This is a genomic window from Arthrobacter sp. P1_D12, assembly GCF_056406175.1.
This window is the reverse complement of the sequence record NZ_JBFUAR010000037.1, coordinates 1-16,258: the sequence shown is the minus strand read 5'-3', so window position 1 is coordinate 16,258 and position 16,258 is coordinate 1. Positions and strand designations below refer to the sequence as shown.

12 protein-coding genes and 1 pseudogene are annotated in these 16,258 nt (G+C 65.3%); 7 read left to right on the top strand and 6 right to left on the bottom strand.

Going from position 1 to position 16,258, the window contains the following annotated elements:
• The first annotated feature begins 122 nt into the window (after nt 1-122).
• A complete protein-coding gene (locus AC1DZV_RS20825; RefSeq protein ID WP_476951012.1) occupies nt 123-794 on the top strand; it encodes a GntR family transcriptional regulator in 672 nt (223 codons plus the stop codon).
• 12 nt (nt 795-806) lie between these two features.
• Here the strand turns inward: AC1DZV_RS20825 and AC1DZV_RS20820 are convergent, their stop codons facing one another.
• The 4 genes from AC1DZV_RS20820 to AC1DZV_RS20805 form a co-directional block, all read right to left on the bottom strand.
• Nucleotides 807-2,315 carry an aldehyde dehydrogenase family protein gene (locus AC1DZV_RS20820; RefSeq protein ID WP_476951013.1) on the bottom strand — a complete coding sequence of 503 codons (1,509 nt, stop codon included), beginning with the start codon at nt 2,313-2,315 and terminating at the stop codon, nt 807-809.
• A gap of 3 nt (nt 2,316-2,318) precedes the next feature.
• A complete protein-coding gene (dapA, locus tag AC1DZV_RS20815; protein ID WP_476951014.1) occupies nt 2,319-3,212 on the bottom strand; it encodes a 4-hydroxy-tetrahydrodipicolinate synthase in 894 nt (297 codons plus the stop codon).
• A gap of 47 nt (nt 3,213-3,259) precedes the next feature.
• Nucleotides 3,260-4,648: a protoporphyrinogen/coproporphyrinogen oxidase gene (locus AC1DZV_RS20810; RefSeq protein WP_476951015.1), complete on the bottom strand. Its 1,389-nt coding sequence runs from the start codon at nt 4,646-4,648 to the stop codon at nt 3,260-3,262.
• 86 nt (nt 4,649-4,734) lie between these two features.
• Nucleotides 4,735-6,093 carry an MFS transporter gene (locus tag AC1DZV_RS20805; protein ID WP_476951016.1) on the bottom strand — a complete coding sequence of 453 codons (1,359 nt, stop codon included), beginning with the start codon at nt 6,091-6,093 and terminating at the stop codon, nt 4,735-4,737.
• 297 nt (nt 6,094-6,390) lie between these two features.
• Here AC1DZV_RS20805 and AC1DZV_RS20800 point away from each other — a divergent pair, with 297 nt between their 5' ends.
• From AC1DZV_RS20800 to AC1DZV_RS20785, 4 genes and pseudogenes are all read left to right on the top strand, one after another.
• Nucleotides 6,391-7,071 carry a GntR family transcriptional regulator gene (locus AC1DZV_RS20800; RefSeq protein ID WP_476951017.1) on the top strand — a complete coding sequence of 227 codons (681 nt, stop codon included), beginning with the start codon at nt 6,391-6,393 and terminating at the stop codon, nt 7,069-7,071.
• Nucleotides 7,072-7,665: 594 nt separating this feature from the next.
• A complete protein-coding gene (locus AC1DZV_RS20795; RefSeq protein ID WP_476951018.1) occupies nt 7,666-9,075 on the top strand; it encodes an MFS transporter in 1,410 nt (469 codons plus the stop codon).
• Nucleotides 9,076-9,136: 61 nt separating this feature from the next.
• A pseudogene (locus AC1DZV_RS20790) lies at nt 9,137-10,390 on the top strand (aminopeptidase P family protein); the annotation flags it as partial.
• A 45-nt stretch (nt 10,391-10,435) separates the two neighbouring features.
• Nucleotides 10,436-11,257 carry an IclR family transcriptional regulator gene (locus AC1DZV_RS20785; protein WP_476954511.1) on the top strand — a complete coding sequence of 274 codons (822 nt, stop codon included), beginning with the start codon at nt 10,436-10,438 and terminating at the stop codon, nt 11,255-11,257.
• 36 nt (nt 11,258-11,293) lie between these two features.
• On the opposite strand, the gene AC1DZV_RS20780 is transcribed toward AC1DZV_RS20785, so the two are convergent.
• Nucleotides 11,294-12,838 carry a PucR family transcriptional regulator gene (locus AC1DZV_RS20780; RefSeq protein WP_476951020.1) on the bottom strand — a complete coding sequence of 515 codons (1,545 nt, stop codon included), beginning with the start codon at nt 12,836-12,838 and terminating at the stop codon, nt 11,294-11,296.
• 107 nt (nt 12,839-12,945) lie between these two features.
• Between AC1DZV_RS20780 and AC1DZV_RS20775 the strand changes: the two genes are divergently transcribed.
• Nucleotides 12,946-14,475, top strand: coding sequence for a purine-cytosine permease family protein (locus tag AC1DZV_RS20775; RefSeq protein ID WP_243178254.1), 1,530 nt, complete (start codon nt 12,946-12,948; stop codon nt 14,473-14,475).
• A gap of 15 nt (nt 14,476-14,490) precedes the next feature.
• On the top strand, nt 14,491-15,462 hold the full coding sequence (locus AC1DZV_RS20770) for a polysaccharide deacetylase family protein (RefSeq protein ID WP_476951021.1): 972 nt from the start codon (nt 14,491-14,493) through the stop codon (nt 15,460-15,462).
• A gap of 112 nt (nt 15,463-15,574) precedes the next feature.
• Here the strand turns inward: AC1DZV_RS20770 and AC1DZV_RS20765 are convergent.
• A partial coding sequence (locus tag AC1DZV_RS20765; RefSeq protein WP_476954489.1) for a M20/M25/M40 family metallo-hydrolase occupies nt 15,575-16,258 on the bottom strand: 684 nt, incomplete at its 5' end.

The following is a 16,258-nucleotide window of genomic DNA, read 5'->3' as shown; positions in this document are numbered from 1 at the left end:
CTATTGCTATGACTGATATATCAGTGTGAGAACAATGGTATGATTGAGATCACACCAGAGTCAATAGCTGGAAGCCAAGTGGAACCAGGCTTCCGGTTGAAATCCAGAAACGGAGCCGAGCTGTGAATGCACTCACCGTCCTGCCGCCCGCAGAGGACGAAGCTATCTCCCAGGCGGAGGCCGCGTACAGGCAGTTGCGCGACAAGCTGATCATGCTCGAAATCCGGCCGGGCGAACCCATCAATGACGGGCAGCTCGCCGCCGAGCTCGGGTTCGGCCGTACTCCCGTGCGCGAGGCGATCAAGCGGCTGGAAGTGGACCACCTGGTGGTTTCATACCCGCGAAGGGGAACCTTTGCCACCACCGTGGACTTCACGGAACTGGCCGACGTCTCGGAAATCCGGGAACTGCTGGAACCCCTGGCGGCGCGGCGGGCGGCAACGCGGGCCAACGCCGCCATGCGCCGCGAGCTGCTGGATGTCGCCAAGACCATTGCGGAACTGGCCCCGAGCCCAGCAGATTCCCGGGAGCTGATGCGCTACGACCTGACAGTGCACCGCCTGATCTACCGGGCCGCGGCCAACCCGCACCTGGAGGATACGCTGATCCGCTACGACAACCTGGCCACGCGCATCTGGTGCCTGGTCCTGGACAAGGTCCCCTCGGTCAGCGGCCACATTAGCGAGCACGTGGAGCTGCTCAAGGCGGTGGCCGAGGGCGACGCGGACAGGGCCGGCGAACTCGCCCTGCACCACGTCACCAGCTTCGAGGAGACCATCCGCAAGGTCCTCTAGGAGTCCGCCCTGTCAGCGGCCGCGGTTGTGCATGACATGTTTGGTCCTGGAGTAGTCGTCCAGGGCGTAAATGGACAGGTCACGTCCGTAGCCTGAACCCTTGAATCCACCCCAGGGGACCTCGTTGGCCAGCACCAGATGCGAGTTCACCCAGACGGTGCCGGCGTCGATCCTGGATGCCACGTCATGGCTGCGCCGGGCGTCTTCGGTCCAGACGGAGGCGGCCAGGCCGAACGGGACATCGTTGGCGCGGGCGATTGCTTCTTCTTCGGTCTCAAAGGTCTCGATGGTGATGACGGGTCCGAAGATTTCCTCGCGGGAGCATTCGGCGCCGTCGGGCACGCTGACCAGTACGGTCGGCGCGACAAAGTAGCCCGGACCCTCAAGGGCTGCGCCGCCGGCGGCCGCGCGGATGCCGGCGCGCCGGGCACGCTCGAGGTAGCCGACGACGCGGTCGAAGTGTCCCTTGGACGTCAGGGGTCCGATCTCGATCTCCGGCCCGGCACCGGGTTCGCCCACCTTGAGCGTGCTGACCTCCTGAACCAGCAGCTCCGTGAACCGGTCGGCAGCGGATTCGTGGACCAGCACCCGGCAGGCCGCTCCGCATTCCTGACCTGAATTCCAGTAGCCGGCGGCCCGCAGGGACTTCGCGGCTGCCGCCAGGTCGGCGTCAGGGAAGATCACCACCGGGGCCTTGCCGCCGAGCTCGAGGTGGACGCGCTTGAGTGATTCCGCGGCTCCGCGGGCAACGGCACGGCCGCTGTTGACGGACCCGGTGAGCGCGATCATATCCACGTCCGGATGGTCGGAGAGCCGGGCCCCGACGATCGAGCCGCGGCCGGTGACCACGTTGAAGACCCCCGGCGGCAGGATGTCGGCGACGAGTTCCGCGAACTTCAGGGTGGTCAGCGGTGTCTGTTCGGACGGCTTCAGCACCAGGGTGTTGCCGGCGGCCAGGATGGGGGCGATCTTCCAGGCGCCCATGAGCAGGGGGTAGTTCCAGGGTGTCACCACTCCCACCACGCCCAGCGGTTCCCGCAGGATCAGGGACAGATGCTCTGCCGCGTACGTGCCGGCGGCCATGGAGGTGGTGGCCCGCAGGGCGCCTGCCATGAACCTGAACGTATCGATGGTTCCGGCGACGTCGTCTTCGGAGACCATGAACGGCTTTCCGGTGTTCGCTGATTCGATCCGGGCCAGCAGCTCGGAGTGTTCGCTGAGCCGGTCGGCGATCCGGTGCAGGATTTCGGAGCGTTCCTTGGGCACCAGGGATCCCCACTGCCTCTTCGCGGCGACGGCGGCCGCCACGGCGGCGTCGACTTCCCCGACCGTGCCGTCGGCGACTGATGTGATCGGCTCCCCGTTGCAGGGATCCACGACGTCGGTCACGGCGCCGGAGCTGCCGGCCCGGAAGGCTCCGTCAATGAAGTGCTCGCCGGGTGCCAGATCCTCGGCGCTGATGAGCTTTTCGGGCGTCTGGCTCCGGCGGATCTGTGCCGGGTTGCTGACCGAGATGGACATCGCTTATCCCACGTTCTGGTAGAGGGCGGACAGGGCGTCTTGAACCCGTGCAAGGTCCCCGGCGCTGAGTTCGGACGTGGGGCGCCGGGGTGAGCCGGCCGGAAGTCCCTGCAAGGATAGACCGGCTTTCACGGCCGGGATGAAGGGGACGGAGAGGAGCGCATCGATGACCGGGTACAGCTGGTTCCACAGGTCACGGGCACCCGTGAGGTCGCCGTCGGCGATCAGCCGGCTGACGGCAACGATTTCGTCGGGTACGACGTTGGCCGTGCCGGCCATCACGCCGGCCGCGCCCTCAGCAAGGGCGCTGTAGAGGTAGACATCCCACCCGATGAACGTGCCGATGACATCCCCGTGGTGGTGGATCAGCTGCAGCGCCTGTTCCCAGTTCGCACTCGAGTCCTTGATATACCGGATGTTCTCCACTTCCTCGACCAGCGCACGGACCGTTGCCGGATCCAGGTTGACGCCGGTGACGGCCGGGATGTTGTAGAGCATGACCGGAAGCTTGACCGACCGGGCAACGTCCTTGATGTAGGTGACGGTTTCCGCCAGGGACAATGGCTCGTAGTAGGGCGTGATCAGCATGAGCACGTCCGCGCCTGCCTTCTCAGCCGCCTGCGAAAGCCGGATGGCCTCGGCCGTCGAGGTGGCGCCGGTCTGGGCGATGACGGGGACGCGCCCTTTTGCCTGCTTGATGACGGTGTCAATGAGGAGCAGCCGCTCCTCGGAGGACAGGGCACCGACCTCGCCCGTTGATCCGGCAGCCACGACGCCGTCGACGCCGGCGTCAATGGAGCGGTCGACAATACGCCGCAGCGTGTCGACGTCGATGGCGCCGTCTTGGTCAAACGGGGTGGCGAGTGCGGTGAGGACGCCCTTGAGTTGCTTTGACATGGTTGGTTGTTCTCCTTGCTTAGGATGTGGGGTCGTAGGGGGCCGGATCAGGATCCGGATGCCAGGCGAAGGTGTGTGGTGGAGCTTTGCCGTTCCGTGGCCAGTAGGCTGGCAGCTTCCTGGGCCGCCGAGAAGCCGGTGGTGATGGAGCTTTCGGTGTAGAGGGTTCCGAGGAAATCTCCGGCCAGGAAGACGCGGTCGGTCCCGCGCATGAGGGTCGACTGGAGCTTGGCCCGGCCGGGGAAGCAGTAGGGAGACGCCATCTTCCACCGATCCGTCTGGGCCTCCACCACGCTGTCGGCGAATCCGTGGCCGAGGACCTGGTCGAGATCGGCAAGATGGGTCTGGATGACTTCCTCGTCGCTCTTATCCAGCAGCGCCCGCCCCAGACTGGCCGGCGAGAACGTCATGAAGCTGCCGCCGGGCTTCCGCACGGACTCGGAGCCACGGACGATGCTCGCCTGGTTCAGGGCGATCGCGAAGGAGCGCTTCGGCGCCGCGATGGCGTAGATGTCGTCCCAGGGCCTTGCCGATGTCTCGTTGGTCAGGAAGGCCGTACTGACGTGCGGGCCGTACTTGATCTGGCTGAGTGCGCCGCGCAGGTCTTCCGGCAGGTCGACGCCGATCTTGTGCGACACATCGGCGGTGCTGGCAAGGACGACGGCGCGGGCCTCCACTTCCCGGTCGGCACCACCCTGGCTGTACCGGACGAGAACGGAGTTCTTCTTGTGCACGATCTCCTGCACGGTGGCTCCGAGCTGGATCCGGTCGCCCAGCGAGGCCGCGATCGACTCGGTCAGGGTGGACGGGCCGCCGACGATGCCCTGGCTGAGTCCTTGGCCGATGCCCAGTACCAGGCTGAAATACCCGATGCCGGCGCCGGCAGAGATTTCGTTCATGTCGCCCGCGGAGCGTGTGACCGTGGTCTTGAACAGTGCGGCGGCGTCTTCTGAGAGGTTTCCGATGAAGTCCTGGAACGAGCTGTCGTTCTCGAAGTCATAGATGCGCTGCTGCCGCATAGCGCCGGATTCGCCCGCACGCTTCTTCACGACGGCCGTGTACTTGGCTACTCCGCTGACCACCTTCATACCGGCCCGCAGGGTGTCGATGCGCGATGTGAGGGACATGGGAATGCGGAACGGATACGTCGCGATGTGTCCTTCGCGGATGAACTTCCCGTTCATCGACAGCGCCTGGAGGGACCCGGGGATCTGGACGGCCGTCACGCCGACTTCAGCGAGCAAGGCATCGGTGGAGGATCCGGCTCCGGCGAAGACGTGTCCTCCCCAGTTCAGCCAGTAGGCGCCGCGGCGCTCCGAGCGGATCCTGCCGCCGACGCGGTGCCCCGATTCCAGCAGCACGGTGTCCCAGTGCCGCAGCCGCCAGGCTGCCGAGAGCCCGGCGAGACCTCCTCCGACGATAACTACATCTTTCATGGTTCGCGTTCCTTCATAGCTGTTGTGTTGATGCGGGGCGGAGCCGCCGGTGATGGCGACTCCGCCGAAAACCCTTTTTCGAGGACCTAGCTCGTGGCGTGCTTCCTGATCGGACTGCCTGCCTTGGCGGTGCGGCCGGGGAGGGCAGCAGCCTCGCCCAGGGTCAGGCCCCGTGTTTCGGGGGCCCACGCGATGGATACGGCGAGGCCGACGAGGGTGACCACTGCGGCGATGATCATGGTGGTCCCGATGCCCAGCGTTGTCAGGGCCAGAGGTACCAGGTAGGTTCCGACGGCGGCGCCGATGCGGCTGAGGGATGAGGCCAGGCCCACTGCCGAGCCGCGGACTTCCGTGGGGAACAGCTCGTTGGGGTAGACCCACTGCATGATCTGGGTGCCCCCGATGAAGACGGCGTAGGCGGCGAAGAGGGACAAGATGATCCACGGGTCGCTCTCCGGGAACAGTCCCAGGCCCAGAAGCGCCAGGCCGCTCCACAGGAAACTGTGGATGATCAGGGGCCGGCGGCCCATCCTGTTGACGAGGGCCACCGCAATCAGGCACCCGACGAGGAACATGACGGTGATGGCCGCGGAACCGAGGTGCGCCAGGTCGGCGCCGAGTTTGAGGGCCCCGAGGATGGCCGGGCCGAACGCGTACACCGCGAAGAGCGGAACGATCGAGCAGGTCCAGAAGATGGTGATGAAGGCCATGCGCTTGCCGTAGCCGGACTTCAGGAGTTCGCCGACGCTGACGTTCTTACCGCTTTCCTCAGGCAGATCGGCCAGCGAGACATTCGGACCGTACACCTTGGCGAGCACCTTGTTGGCCTCTTCATCGCGGCCGACTTTGGCCAACCAGCGCGGCGATTCGGGGGTTCCAATGCGCAGCAGGACAATGATCAGTCCCGGAATGGCTGCGCTGGCGAGCATCCAGCGCCACCCGTCTTCGAACGTGAGCAGGAACTGGCCGACAATGTACGCGGCTGCGGCACCGACGAACCACATGGTGACAAAGGCGCCCAGCAGAGGGCCGCGCCAGCGGCTCGGGGTAAATTCGGCGAGCAGCGAGGTGGCAATCGGATAATCAGCACCGACGGCGAAGCCGATGAGCAGGCGCAGGATGATCAGCCAAAACGCGTCATTGACGAAGGCCTGCAGGACCGAACAGATCACCAGCGCTATGAGGTCCACCGTAAAGAGCAGGTGCCGGCCAAACTTGTCGGTCAGCCAGCCGCCGAGGAAAGCGCCAAAAAAGATGCCGCCCAGGGCGGCAGCCCCCACCAGCCCCTGTTCCGAGGCGGAGAGGTTGAACTGCGGAGTGATCTGGATCATCGCAACGCCGATGATGCTCAGGATGTACCCGTCAAGGAACGGGCCCCCGGAAGAATACAGCGCCAGTTTCTTGTGGAAAGACGAGAGGGGCGCGTCATCGAGTGGGTGGGACATTGCGTTTCCTTTCGGAACTTGGGTGGACCGGTTATCGCGGGCCCCCGAGAAGAGTATTTTTGCCGTTTCCCGGCCTGTGCGCAGTCGTCATTGGCAACGAACGACCGGTGTGCGTAGAACTTGCGAGCCCATCCCCGCCGAGTCTCAGGAGGGGCTGTCAGCGGGCTGTGTGACATAAACCACTGTAGGATGTGATCACAAATCACACAAGAGGGGAAACTGAACTTTCCTGCGTTCCGGAACCCTGGCGGCAGGTGCGGGAGGTGCCAGAGGGCGGCAGGAGGCTATATTTGATCTGTGGTCATATCCAAGCGCGTAGTCCCAACCCTGCTGACCGATCAGGTCTACGCGATGATTCACGAGGCAATCCTCAATGGCGACCTCCCGGCTGGTGCCAGGTTAAGGGTGCGCGATCTTGCGGAGCAGGTCGGAACCAGTGTTATGCCTGTTCGCGAGGCGATCCGGCGTCTTGAAGAGGCCGGGTTGGCCGAGCGGGAACCGCACAAGGGCGCCGTCGTGAAGAGCCTCACGCTGGAGGAACTGATCCATGTCTACGACGTCCGCCGGCTTTTGGAGACCGAGGCGGCGCGGCTGGGAAGCCGGCGGGTCACGGCTCAGGACTGCGACAAGATGCAGGCGGAGTACGAGCTGATGCGCGCAGCTATTGACGAGCGCAGGGTCATCGCGCTGCTGGATCATGACGAGGCTCTGCTGACGGTCCTCTACGAAGCTGCGGGGAACCCCGTTCTTGTCCAAACGATCCGCTCGCTCTGGCAGCACTGCCGGGCGTACAAGATCGTCGGCGCCCAGGGTTCGTTGGACACGACAGGGGACGACTCCCTGTGGCGGTACCAGCAGGACCTGATCACGGCCGCCCGGGGCAATGATGCCGACGCGGCCGCTTCAATCAATGCGGCATCACTTCTGGATGCCTCTGACCGAATCAGGGCCCGACTTGCCGCGCAGGGCGAGGGCTAACCCGACGCACTTTGTGCCCGGCACGCGGGAAATAACCAGCGACACCCGAATACGGGCCGCGGCAGGTATTTCCCGCGGCGCTGATCTAAATGCGCGTCCGGTTTGGCCGGTTCACTTCCAGCGCTTCGGCCACTTCACGTTCATCAGAAGCAGCCCCAGCAGGAGCGAATCAACGGTCATGATTGCGGCCATGAGATAGGCCCACCCGGCCATCATGGCTCGCCCGCCGTCCGGCGGCCGGAAGTGCGCGTGCGTACCAGAATGCCCATGACGATCTCCTGACGTGGATCCCCCCAGTCACTCGATAGTCCACTTAGTGTGCCACCGCGCCGGACTGGGCGGAACCGCGGCGCCGCCCGGCTCAAGCTTTCCCCAAGTTGACGGACACATCGCGCAATTTATGCAACACCGCTTCGTTCATTGCAACTATTGTTGTGCGGTCCGACTGGGTGCCCGCGGCGCTGTCTGGGTCTCTAATCCAGATTGATCCGTGTAGGAGAAATCACAAAAAGCATTGACTGTGTCAGGCGTCACGCCTACTCTGGTGCAACAGCGTTGCATTGATTGCAACTCCCAAAACTCTTTGGTGGACACATGAGTAACGAAAATTTCTCCCCGTCGGCACTTGCGGGGTCGAGCAGCCCAGAGTCGAATAGCGGGCATGGCAGTACTTCCTCCGGACAGGCCACGGTGAGCGGCCGGGCGGCCCCGGGCGGGCACGATCCCGCAGTCAGCAAGGAAACCCGACGGCGGGTGGTCGCCGCAAGTTTCATCGGAAACTTCGTCGAATGGTTCGACTACGCCGTCTACGGCTACCTGGCCGCAACCATCGCCGCGGTCTTCTTCCCCGAGTCCAATCCCCAGACCGCGCTTCTGCTGACTTTCGCCCTCTTCGCCATCTCGTTCCTGGTGCGGCCGCTCGGCGGCTTTGTTTGGGGCCACATCGGTGACCGGGTGGGGCGCCGGACCGCGCTTTCCCTGTCAATCCTGATCATGTCCGGAGCGACCTTCTGCATCGCCCTTATCCCGGGGTACAACTCCATCGGCATCTGGGCGCCGATCCTTCTCCTGGTGGTGCGCGTCGTCCAGGGCTTCTCCGCCTCGGGCGAATACGCCGGCGCGTCCGCCTTCCTGGTGGAGTATGCCCCGGCCAACAAGCGCGGCCTCTACGCAGCGGTGGTTCCGGCCAGCACGGCCGCGGGCCTCCTGCTGGGTTCCCTGCTCGCGGGCCTTTTGACCATCCTGCTCACCGCCGAGGCCATGCAGAGCTGGGGGTGGCGCCTGCCGTTCCTGCTCGCCGCCCCGATGGGCCTGATCGGACGCTACATCCGCACCAAGCTCGAAGACACCCCGGTGTTCCGCGAACTGGCAGAGGAGGATCATGCCATCAAGGCCCCGGTATCCAGCCTCTTCCGGAACCACTGGCGGTTGCTGCTGAAGGCCGTCGGAGCAGTGCTGCTCAACGCCGTCGGGTTCTACGTGATCCTCAGCTACATGCCGACCTACCTGTCCTCGGAACTGGGACTCGGCGCTGCCGAATCTTTCCTGGCCACCACCATCGCACTCGTGACGTACATCGGGTTCATCTTCCTGACCGGAATGCTCTCGGACCGCTACGGCCGCAAAAAGGTCCTCATTGCCGCCTCCTTGAGCTTCATCGTGCTGACCGTGCCGGCCTTCGCCCTGCTGGGCACCGGGAACTTCCTGGTGATCGTCCTGGTCCAGATCCTGCTGGGCGGCATGCTCACGCTCAATGACGGCACGCTTCCGAGCTTCCTGGCGGAAATGTTCCCGACCCGTGTCCGCTACAGCGGCTTCGCCGTCAGTTTCAATCTCTCCAACGCGCTCTTCGGCGGCACCGCGCCGTTCATGGCGACCCTCCTGATCGCCGCGACGGCCAATGCCCTGGCTCCTGCCTGGTACCTCGCCGGCGCCGCGGTCATCTCCTTGATCGCCGTCGTCCTCTCCCGTGAGACCAGCAAGGAACCGCTGCGCCACGAGTAGTCCCGGCCGACGCCCACATCTTTCCTCCTAAGAAATCAAACCGCAGAAAGGCACCACCACCATGACCATCGCAACGTCGAACAACGCTTCGTCCATCGCCGAACTGGAGCGACTGAAAGTCCTGCACAACGGGCAGAAGGAAGAGCTGACCTTTTCCAACGCCGAATTTGAGCGCCGGCTCGGCGGACTGCGCCGCATCATGGCCGATAAGGACCTGGACGCCGTCGTCCTGACCAGCTACCACTCCATCAAGTACTACTCCGACTTCCTCTTTACCTACTTCGGGCGGTCCTACGCCATGGTGGTCACGAAGGACGACACCGTGACCGTCACGGCCAACATCGACGCCGGCATGCCGTGGCGGCGCAGCTATGGCGACAACGTGGTGTACACGGACTGGCGCCGGGACAACTACATCTTCGCCATCCAGGAGGCGCTGCGCACCCGCGGCATCAACCCCCGCCGGCTCGGCGTCGAAGACGATTCGCTCCCGCTGGATAACCGCAACAAGATCCAGGCGGCTTTTGCCGGGGCAGCCCTGGTGGACGTGGCCCAGGCCGCGATGCGCCAGCGGATGATCAAATCGGCCGAGGAGATCGAGGTGATCAAGCACGGGGCCCGCATCGGCGACCTCGGCGGCGAAGCCATCCGCAACGCCATCACCGCCGGCATCACCGAGTACGAGGTCGCCCTGATCGGCACCGAAGCCATGGTCCACGAAATCGCCCGGACCTTCCCGGATTCGGAAATCCGGGACACCTGGGTGTGGTTCCAGTCCGGCATCAACACCGACGGCGCCCACAACTGGGCCACCACGCGCAAGATCCAGGAACACGACATCCTGTCCCTGAACTGCTTCCCCATGACCTCCGGCTACTACACGGCCCTGGAGCGCACCCTGTTCTACGGCGAACCCGACGCCCGCTCCCTTGAGCTGTGGAACATCAACGTGGAGGTCCACAAGCGCGGCCTCGAGCTCATCAAGCCCGGAGCTGTCTGCAAGGACATCGCCGCCGAACTGAACGAGATCTACGTGGGCCACGGACTGCTCGCCAACCGGACCTTCGGCTACGGACACTCGTTCGGCGTCCTGAGCCACTACTACGGCCGCGAAGCCGGTCTGGAACTCCGCGAGGACATCGACACCGTGCTCGAACCGGGCATGGTGGTTTCCATGGAACCCATGATCACGGTCCTGGATGGCCAGCCCGGCGCCGGCGGCTACCGCGAGCACGACATCCTGGTGGTCGGCGAAGACGGGGCCGAGAACATCACGAAGTTCCCGTTCGGCCCTGAATACAACATCATCGGAGCCTGCCACGTCCACCGTGGCGCCGCTTTTCGGCCCTCATACGGAATGATGGTAGACACCATGACCCCAGCAGAATCTCCCGGGACCACCGGAAACGGCGACACCAAGGGCACCTCCGTCATCGTTAACGCCATCGCCGTGCTGCGAACCTTCACGGCGGACGAACCTTTGCTCGGAGTCACCGAGATCGCCAACCGGGTGGGTCTGCACAAAAGCACCGTTTCCCGCATCCTGGCCACCTTCGAGCAGGAACACCTGGTGGAACGCGATCCGGAAACCCGCCGCTTCCGTCTCGGGCTGGGACTGATCGCCGTCGCCGGGCCGTTGCTGGCCGAACTGGAAGAACGGCGGGTGGCGTATCCCGTCCTGCGTGAACTTACCGAACAGACCGGCGAAACCAGCGCCCTCATGGTGTGGAACGGCGCAGAGTCAATGTGCGTGGAGCAGATCGCCAGCCACCACCAGATCAAACACACCACCCCGCTGGGAGCCCGGTACACCGACGCCATGAGCGCCTCCGTGCAGGTCTTCCTGGCCGCAGCGCCCGTCGAACGCGTCCGTGTGCTCCTGCGCAGCGGAGCGATCAGCTACCCGGGACTCGATGACGCGGGCCTGGATGGCTACCAGATCAAGCTCAAGGACGTGACGGCCCGGGGCTGGGCCATCAACTACGGCGAATCCTCCATCGATGAAGTGGGCGTCGCCGCTCCCGTCCACGACCACCGCGGCGACATCGTGGCGGCCGTCCTGATCCCGGCGCCCCGGTTCCGCGTCTCACGCGAGGCTCTGCAGAGCCTGGGCGAAGCGTGCGCCGCTGCGGCCGACAAAATCACCAGCCGGCTGGGCGGGCGCGCGTCCAGCAACGGCTAGCGCGGCCCGCGCCCGGACTAAGGCGCCGAGCGCACGTCAGCTGAGCCGGGCCAGCCGCGCGGCCAAATGCAACGCTGCGAGCCGGCCCGTCCGCCGGGGGTCGCCGCCGCACAGCTCGAAGATCCGCTGCAGCCGTTGATGCATCGATTGCCGCTCCACGTGCAGTTCCCTCGCCGCCTGGGCCGTGTTGCAGCCGGAATCCAGCCACATGGCCAGGGTGCCAAGCAGCCGGGAATTGCGTTGCGCATCATAATCCAAGAGAGCCCCCAGCTGCTGGCGCACGAAGTTCCGCCGTTGGCCAGGGTCCAGGCTCCCCACGGCAAGGCGTTCGACGGCGAATGCCTCGCAATCGATCACGGGACCGTGCGGACCTTGGGTTCCCGTATGTGGTTGCCCCAGCGCGCCCGCCAATTCCAGGGTCAGCCTGGCCTCCGACAAGGACCAGGGGGCTTCCGAAATCCCGACGGCCACCGGGCCGACGGCAACCAGCGTGTCTGATGGGGCCGGTAGCGCCCGCAGGCCAGCCAGAAGTGCGTCCCTGCTGTCCAGCGGACTATCGCCCGGGAGGACCACCACCGCCAGCAGCTCGGCATTATCGACATAGGTTGCGCTGGGCTGCGCCCGCCGGGCCAAGAGCTGCTCCACAGAAGCGCGGAGGTGTTGGAGCATGCCGGAGCGGACCATGATGGCCACGATTGTGGCACCCGGCGGAATCCCGGCCGCGGAAGCCAATTGCTGGAGCCGCCAGGCCTGGCTGCCGGAATCAATCGCGCGAAGCAGGGCCGCCCCGGCGACTTCCTTGAGCCCGGGGGACATTCGCTGCAGCAACGCCAGGGCCAGGATGTCGACAGAACGATTTCCGGCCGTCCGGGCCAGGTTCTGGTCCTCGTCCGCCGGGACCCGCAGCAACAGCTGAGCCGCAAGGATGCCGCGGATCGGCACGTCGATGTGAATCAGGCGTGCCTGCTCCTGCGGCCCAACGGTGGAGGCATCGGGGCCGGCGGCCTCGGCCCGCCCCGGGCTTGCGCTGGCCAGGGTCGCGCCGGCTATGGACGTCAGCGTCACCTCGGCATTGATGATGCCGGCCAGCACGGCGAGGATCCGGTCCAGGCCACCGCCGTGCGCCAGTTCGACAGCCATCGCGTGACTGGCCTCATCGGCCCGCCGCAATTGGGACACCGAGTCACTGACCAGCATCGAATTAATGGCCTGCGTGACTCCGACGAACGGCACCACCCCGCGAAGTTCGATCAGCGGAAGGCCGGCTGCTTCGGCGGCCGCCACCATTGAGGACGGCAGGGACGGCAGGGCGGACCCGGTTTCGATAGCTACGGCGGCAACGCCCCGCTCCGCCAGTTGGCGGATGTAGTTGACCTGCCGCTCCTCTGAGGCGAGGGCCAGGGCTTCTCCGCCCGTCAGCAGAAGTTCCCCGCCGGCCAGCAGGGGCGCGATATCAATGATTTCACTGGAGTGGATCCACCGCAGCTGCGCCCGGGCGGCGGCCCTGGCCGCGGCGCGGACAATGGGGTCGGCGGCAGCCATGGTCGGATGGTTCAGGACGTCTTGAAGAAGGATGGACATTACACTCCGTCGCGTTGCTCTGGGTATATTAAGACACATTGTATATAGTTATATGTGGCCCACGACACATAATCTTGAGGAATCCCACACATCCTCGGAGGCTCCACATGCGTCAAAAATCCCCAGCGGCCCCTGCCGGCACCGCGCCGGAAGCGAGCGTAGACCACGAAGCGTGGCTCCAGCCCATCCCCGAATCACAACGGACCCGCAAGGTCTCCGGCCAGTTCTGGATCTGGGCCGGCGCCAATCTCGCCCCGATCAACTGGGTGCTCGGAGCGCTCGGCATCCAGCTTGGCCTGGGATTCGCGGACACCGTCACGGTTCTTGTCCTCGGAAACCTCATCGGGATGCTGCTCTTCGGCTGCTTCGTCCTGCTGGGCCAAAAGACCGGAGCGACCGGCATGGTGCTGGCCCGCGCCGCCTTCGGCCGGCGCGGCAACTACCTGCCCGCCGGCATCCAGGCCCTCCTGGTGATCGGCTGGTGTGCGGTCAACACCTGGATCATCCTGGATCTGGTCATGGCCCTGTTCGGAACGCTCGGCTGGGTTGACCCGGAGGCCAAGAACTATGCCTGGAAGATTGGCATCGCCACCTTCATCATGGCTGTACAGGTAGCCATCGCCTGGTTCGGCTATAAAGCCATCGCTGCCTTCGAGAAGTGGACCGTGCCGCCCACCATCATCATCTTGACCGTGATGTCGGCAGTGGCCTGGTTCGGCATGAAGATCAACTGGACCTACGCCGGTCCTGCCGGCCACATCCTGGAAGGCTCGGAACGCATCGCCGCGATGAGCGCGGTCATGACGGCCATCGGCATCGGCTGGGGCATCACCTGGTTTACCTACGCTGCGGATTACTCCCGCTTTGTCAGCACCACGGTGCCCAAGCGCAAGGTCTACCTCGCCTCGGTGCTGGGCCAGTTCATCCCGGTCGTCTGGCTGGGCATCCTAGGGGCCAGCCTGGCCACCAACACAGGTGAAATTGATCCCGGCAAACTCATCGTCCAGAACTTCGGCGCGCTGGCCCTTCCGGTGCTGCTCATGGTGCTGCACGGCCCGATCGCGACCAACATCTTGAACATCTACACCTTTTCCGTCGCCACGCAGGCCCTGGACATCTCCATCAGCCGACGCAAGTTGAACCTGTTCGTCGGCGTCTTCTCCCTCGCGGCCGTGATCTTCTTCATCTTCCAGGAGGATTTCGCCTCCGTGCTGGACGCCTGGCTGATTGGGCTGGTCGCCTGGGTGGCTGCCTGGGGCGGAGTCATGCTGGTCCATTACTTCTGGATCGAGAAGCGCTGGCCCGGCGACCCGTCCCGGCTATTTGACGCCGTCGGCACCAAACGCCTGCCGGGCGTGAATCCGGCCGGTGTCGCTTCACTGCTCATCGGCATCTTCGCCACCTGGCTGTTCATGTACGGACTGGTGCCGGCCATGCAGGGCCCCATCGCCGTCGCCCTGGGTGGGTGGGATCTGTCTTGGCTCGCCGGGGGACTGGCCAGCGCCGCGGCTTACGCCGTCCTCGGTCCGCGGTTCCACAGGAAGTTCCTGGATGTCCCCACCCCCAGCGAACAGACCGCAGATTCACCTGAGGCAACCGGCCTTCCGGTCACATCAACCACGCCCGCCGCCCTCTAGCAGGAGATCAACCCCGTGAACTTCCCCGCGTTCGCCGACACCGCCCATCCCATCACCTGGCCCGAAGGCAATCGTGCCGCGGCGTCCTTCACCTTCGACGTCGACGCCGAATCCTGCACCATCGCCCATGACCCGCAGAGCACCAGGCGCATGTCCCTCATGACGCACCAGTCCTACGGGCCCAAGGTCGCCGTCCCGCGGATCCTGCAGATCCTTGAGCGCCAGCAGATCCAGGCGACGTTCTTCGTCCCGGGATTCACCGCCGAATGCTACCCGGACGTGGTCCGCCGGATAGCCGACGGCGGCCACGAGATTGCACACCACGGGTACCTGCACGAACCCATGCAAGGCATCGACGCCGCCACGGAGGCGCGGTACCTGGACCGGGGCCTGGATGCCCTGGCCAAGGCCGCCGGCGTCCGGCCGGCCGGCTACCGGGCACCATGGTGGGAGCTCAACTGGCATTCCCCCGCCCTCCTTGCCGACCGCGGGTTCCTGTATGACTCAAGCCTGCTCGACGGCGACGCGCCGTACCGCTTCAGCGTTGCCGAGGCAGACCCCCGCGATCTCGTGGAAATCCCCGTCGACTGGGCTCTGGACGACTGGGAGCAGTATGCCTTCTACCCGGGCGTCACCGGAAGCGGCGTCATCGAAAGCCCGGCCAAGGTCCTCGAAATGTGGACGCTCGAGGCCGAAGCCCACCACGCTGCCGGGAGCTGCTTCGTCCTGACCAACCACCCCTTCATTTCCGGCCGGCCGTCCAAGGCCGTGGCCCTGGAGCAGCTGATGGACCGGGTCAAGTCGATGGACGGCATGTGGGTCACCACCATGGAGAAGATCGCGCAGCACACGCGCGACTCCGTCGAGGAGATCCACACCCACGCGCGCATTGCCGTGCCCGGATTCCCGGACACCGGCGCACAGTTCACGCCGGCCGCCGTGCGGCAGCCCCAGGGAGCCACGGCGCGGCGCGGTGCCGGAATCTAGGGCACAAATTCGGCCCTGGCAGGCACAGGTCCCCGGCCCGGCCCCTCGGCAGAGGTGGCTGGGCCGGGGACCTTCCTGCGGGGCGGCCCGGAGCCGGCGGCGAAGCTGGTGTTTAGCCGGTCTTGGCCATCGCGTAGGCCACGGTGCCGTAGGCCAGGGCGCCGGCCATTTCCTTGAGCAGTTCCGGGTTGGTGTTGGCGATCGTGTCGCACGCCTCGTGGTAGCAGGGATCGAGGTCCTTGCCGGCCACCCCGCCGTAGGCCTGSACCTGGGCTTTGGTCTTTGACTTCTCATCGCCGGTGAACAGCCCGCCGCCGGGAATGCCGGCCATGAGGAACGGTTCGTAATCGGAGTCGCCGTCGACAAAGGGCGTTGTTTCCGCCGGCAGCGAGTTGCTTTCGAAGAACCGGAAAAAGACCTCCTCAATCTCCTGGGAGCCCATCGGCCCGGCCTCCCCGAAATCCGATCCGTCGCCGTCGTGAAAGGACCGCACCCCGTTCGGCGAGGCTGCCATGTCCACATTCAGGTAAAGCGCCGTCCGGCGGACTTCGGCCGCGCTCAGCTCGTCAACGTAATGCTGGGACCCGTACAGGCCGTCCTCCTCGCCGCCCCAGAACGCAAACCGGACCCGGTTCGCCGGGCTGAACCCGSYSTCCTTCATCCACCGCGCGGTCTCCAGGACCGCCGCGACCCCGCTGCCGTTGTCGTTGATCCCGGGCCCCTCCCGCACGGAGTCCAGGTGCCCGCCCACCACCACCGTGTTCCCGGCGTCCCCTGCGGTGTCGGCCAGGATGTT

Bases quoted from the DNA above. Each gene is read 5' to 3' on its own strand.
- AC1DZV_RS20810 (WP_476951015.1), bottom strand. From the start codon at position 4,648: ATGAAAGATGTAGTTATCGTCGGAGGAGGTCTCGCCGGGCTCTCGGCA.
- AC1DZV_RS20795 (WP_476951018.1), top strand. From the start codon at position 7,666: ATGAGTAACGAAAATTTCTCCCCGTCGGCACTTGCGGGGTCGAGCAGC.
- AC1DZV_RS20780 (WP_476951020.1), bottom strand. From the start codon at position 12,838: ATGTCCATCCTTCTTCAAGACGTCCTGAACCATCCGACCATGGCTGCC.
- AC1DZV_RS20775 (WP_243178254.1), top strand. From the start codon at position 12,946: ATGCGTCAAAAATCCCCAGCGGCCCCTGCCGGCACCGCGCCGGAAGCG.
- AC1DZV_RS20805 (WP_476951016.1), bottom strand. From the start codon at position 6,093: ATGTCCCACCCACTCGATGACGCGCCCCTCTCGTCTTTCCACAAGAAA.
- dapA (WP_476951014.1), bottom strand. From the start codon at position 3,212: ATGTCAAAGCAACTCAAGGGCGTCCTCACCGCACTCGCCACCCCGTTT.
- AC1DZV_RS20785 (WP_476954511.1), top strand. From the start codon at position 10,436: ATGGTAGACACCATGACCCCAGCAGAATCTCCCGGGACCACCGGAAAC.
- AC1DZV_RS20820 (WP_476951013.1), bottom strand. From the start codon at position 2,315: ATGTCCATCTCGGTCAGCAACCCGGCACAGATCCGCCGGAGCCAGACG.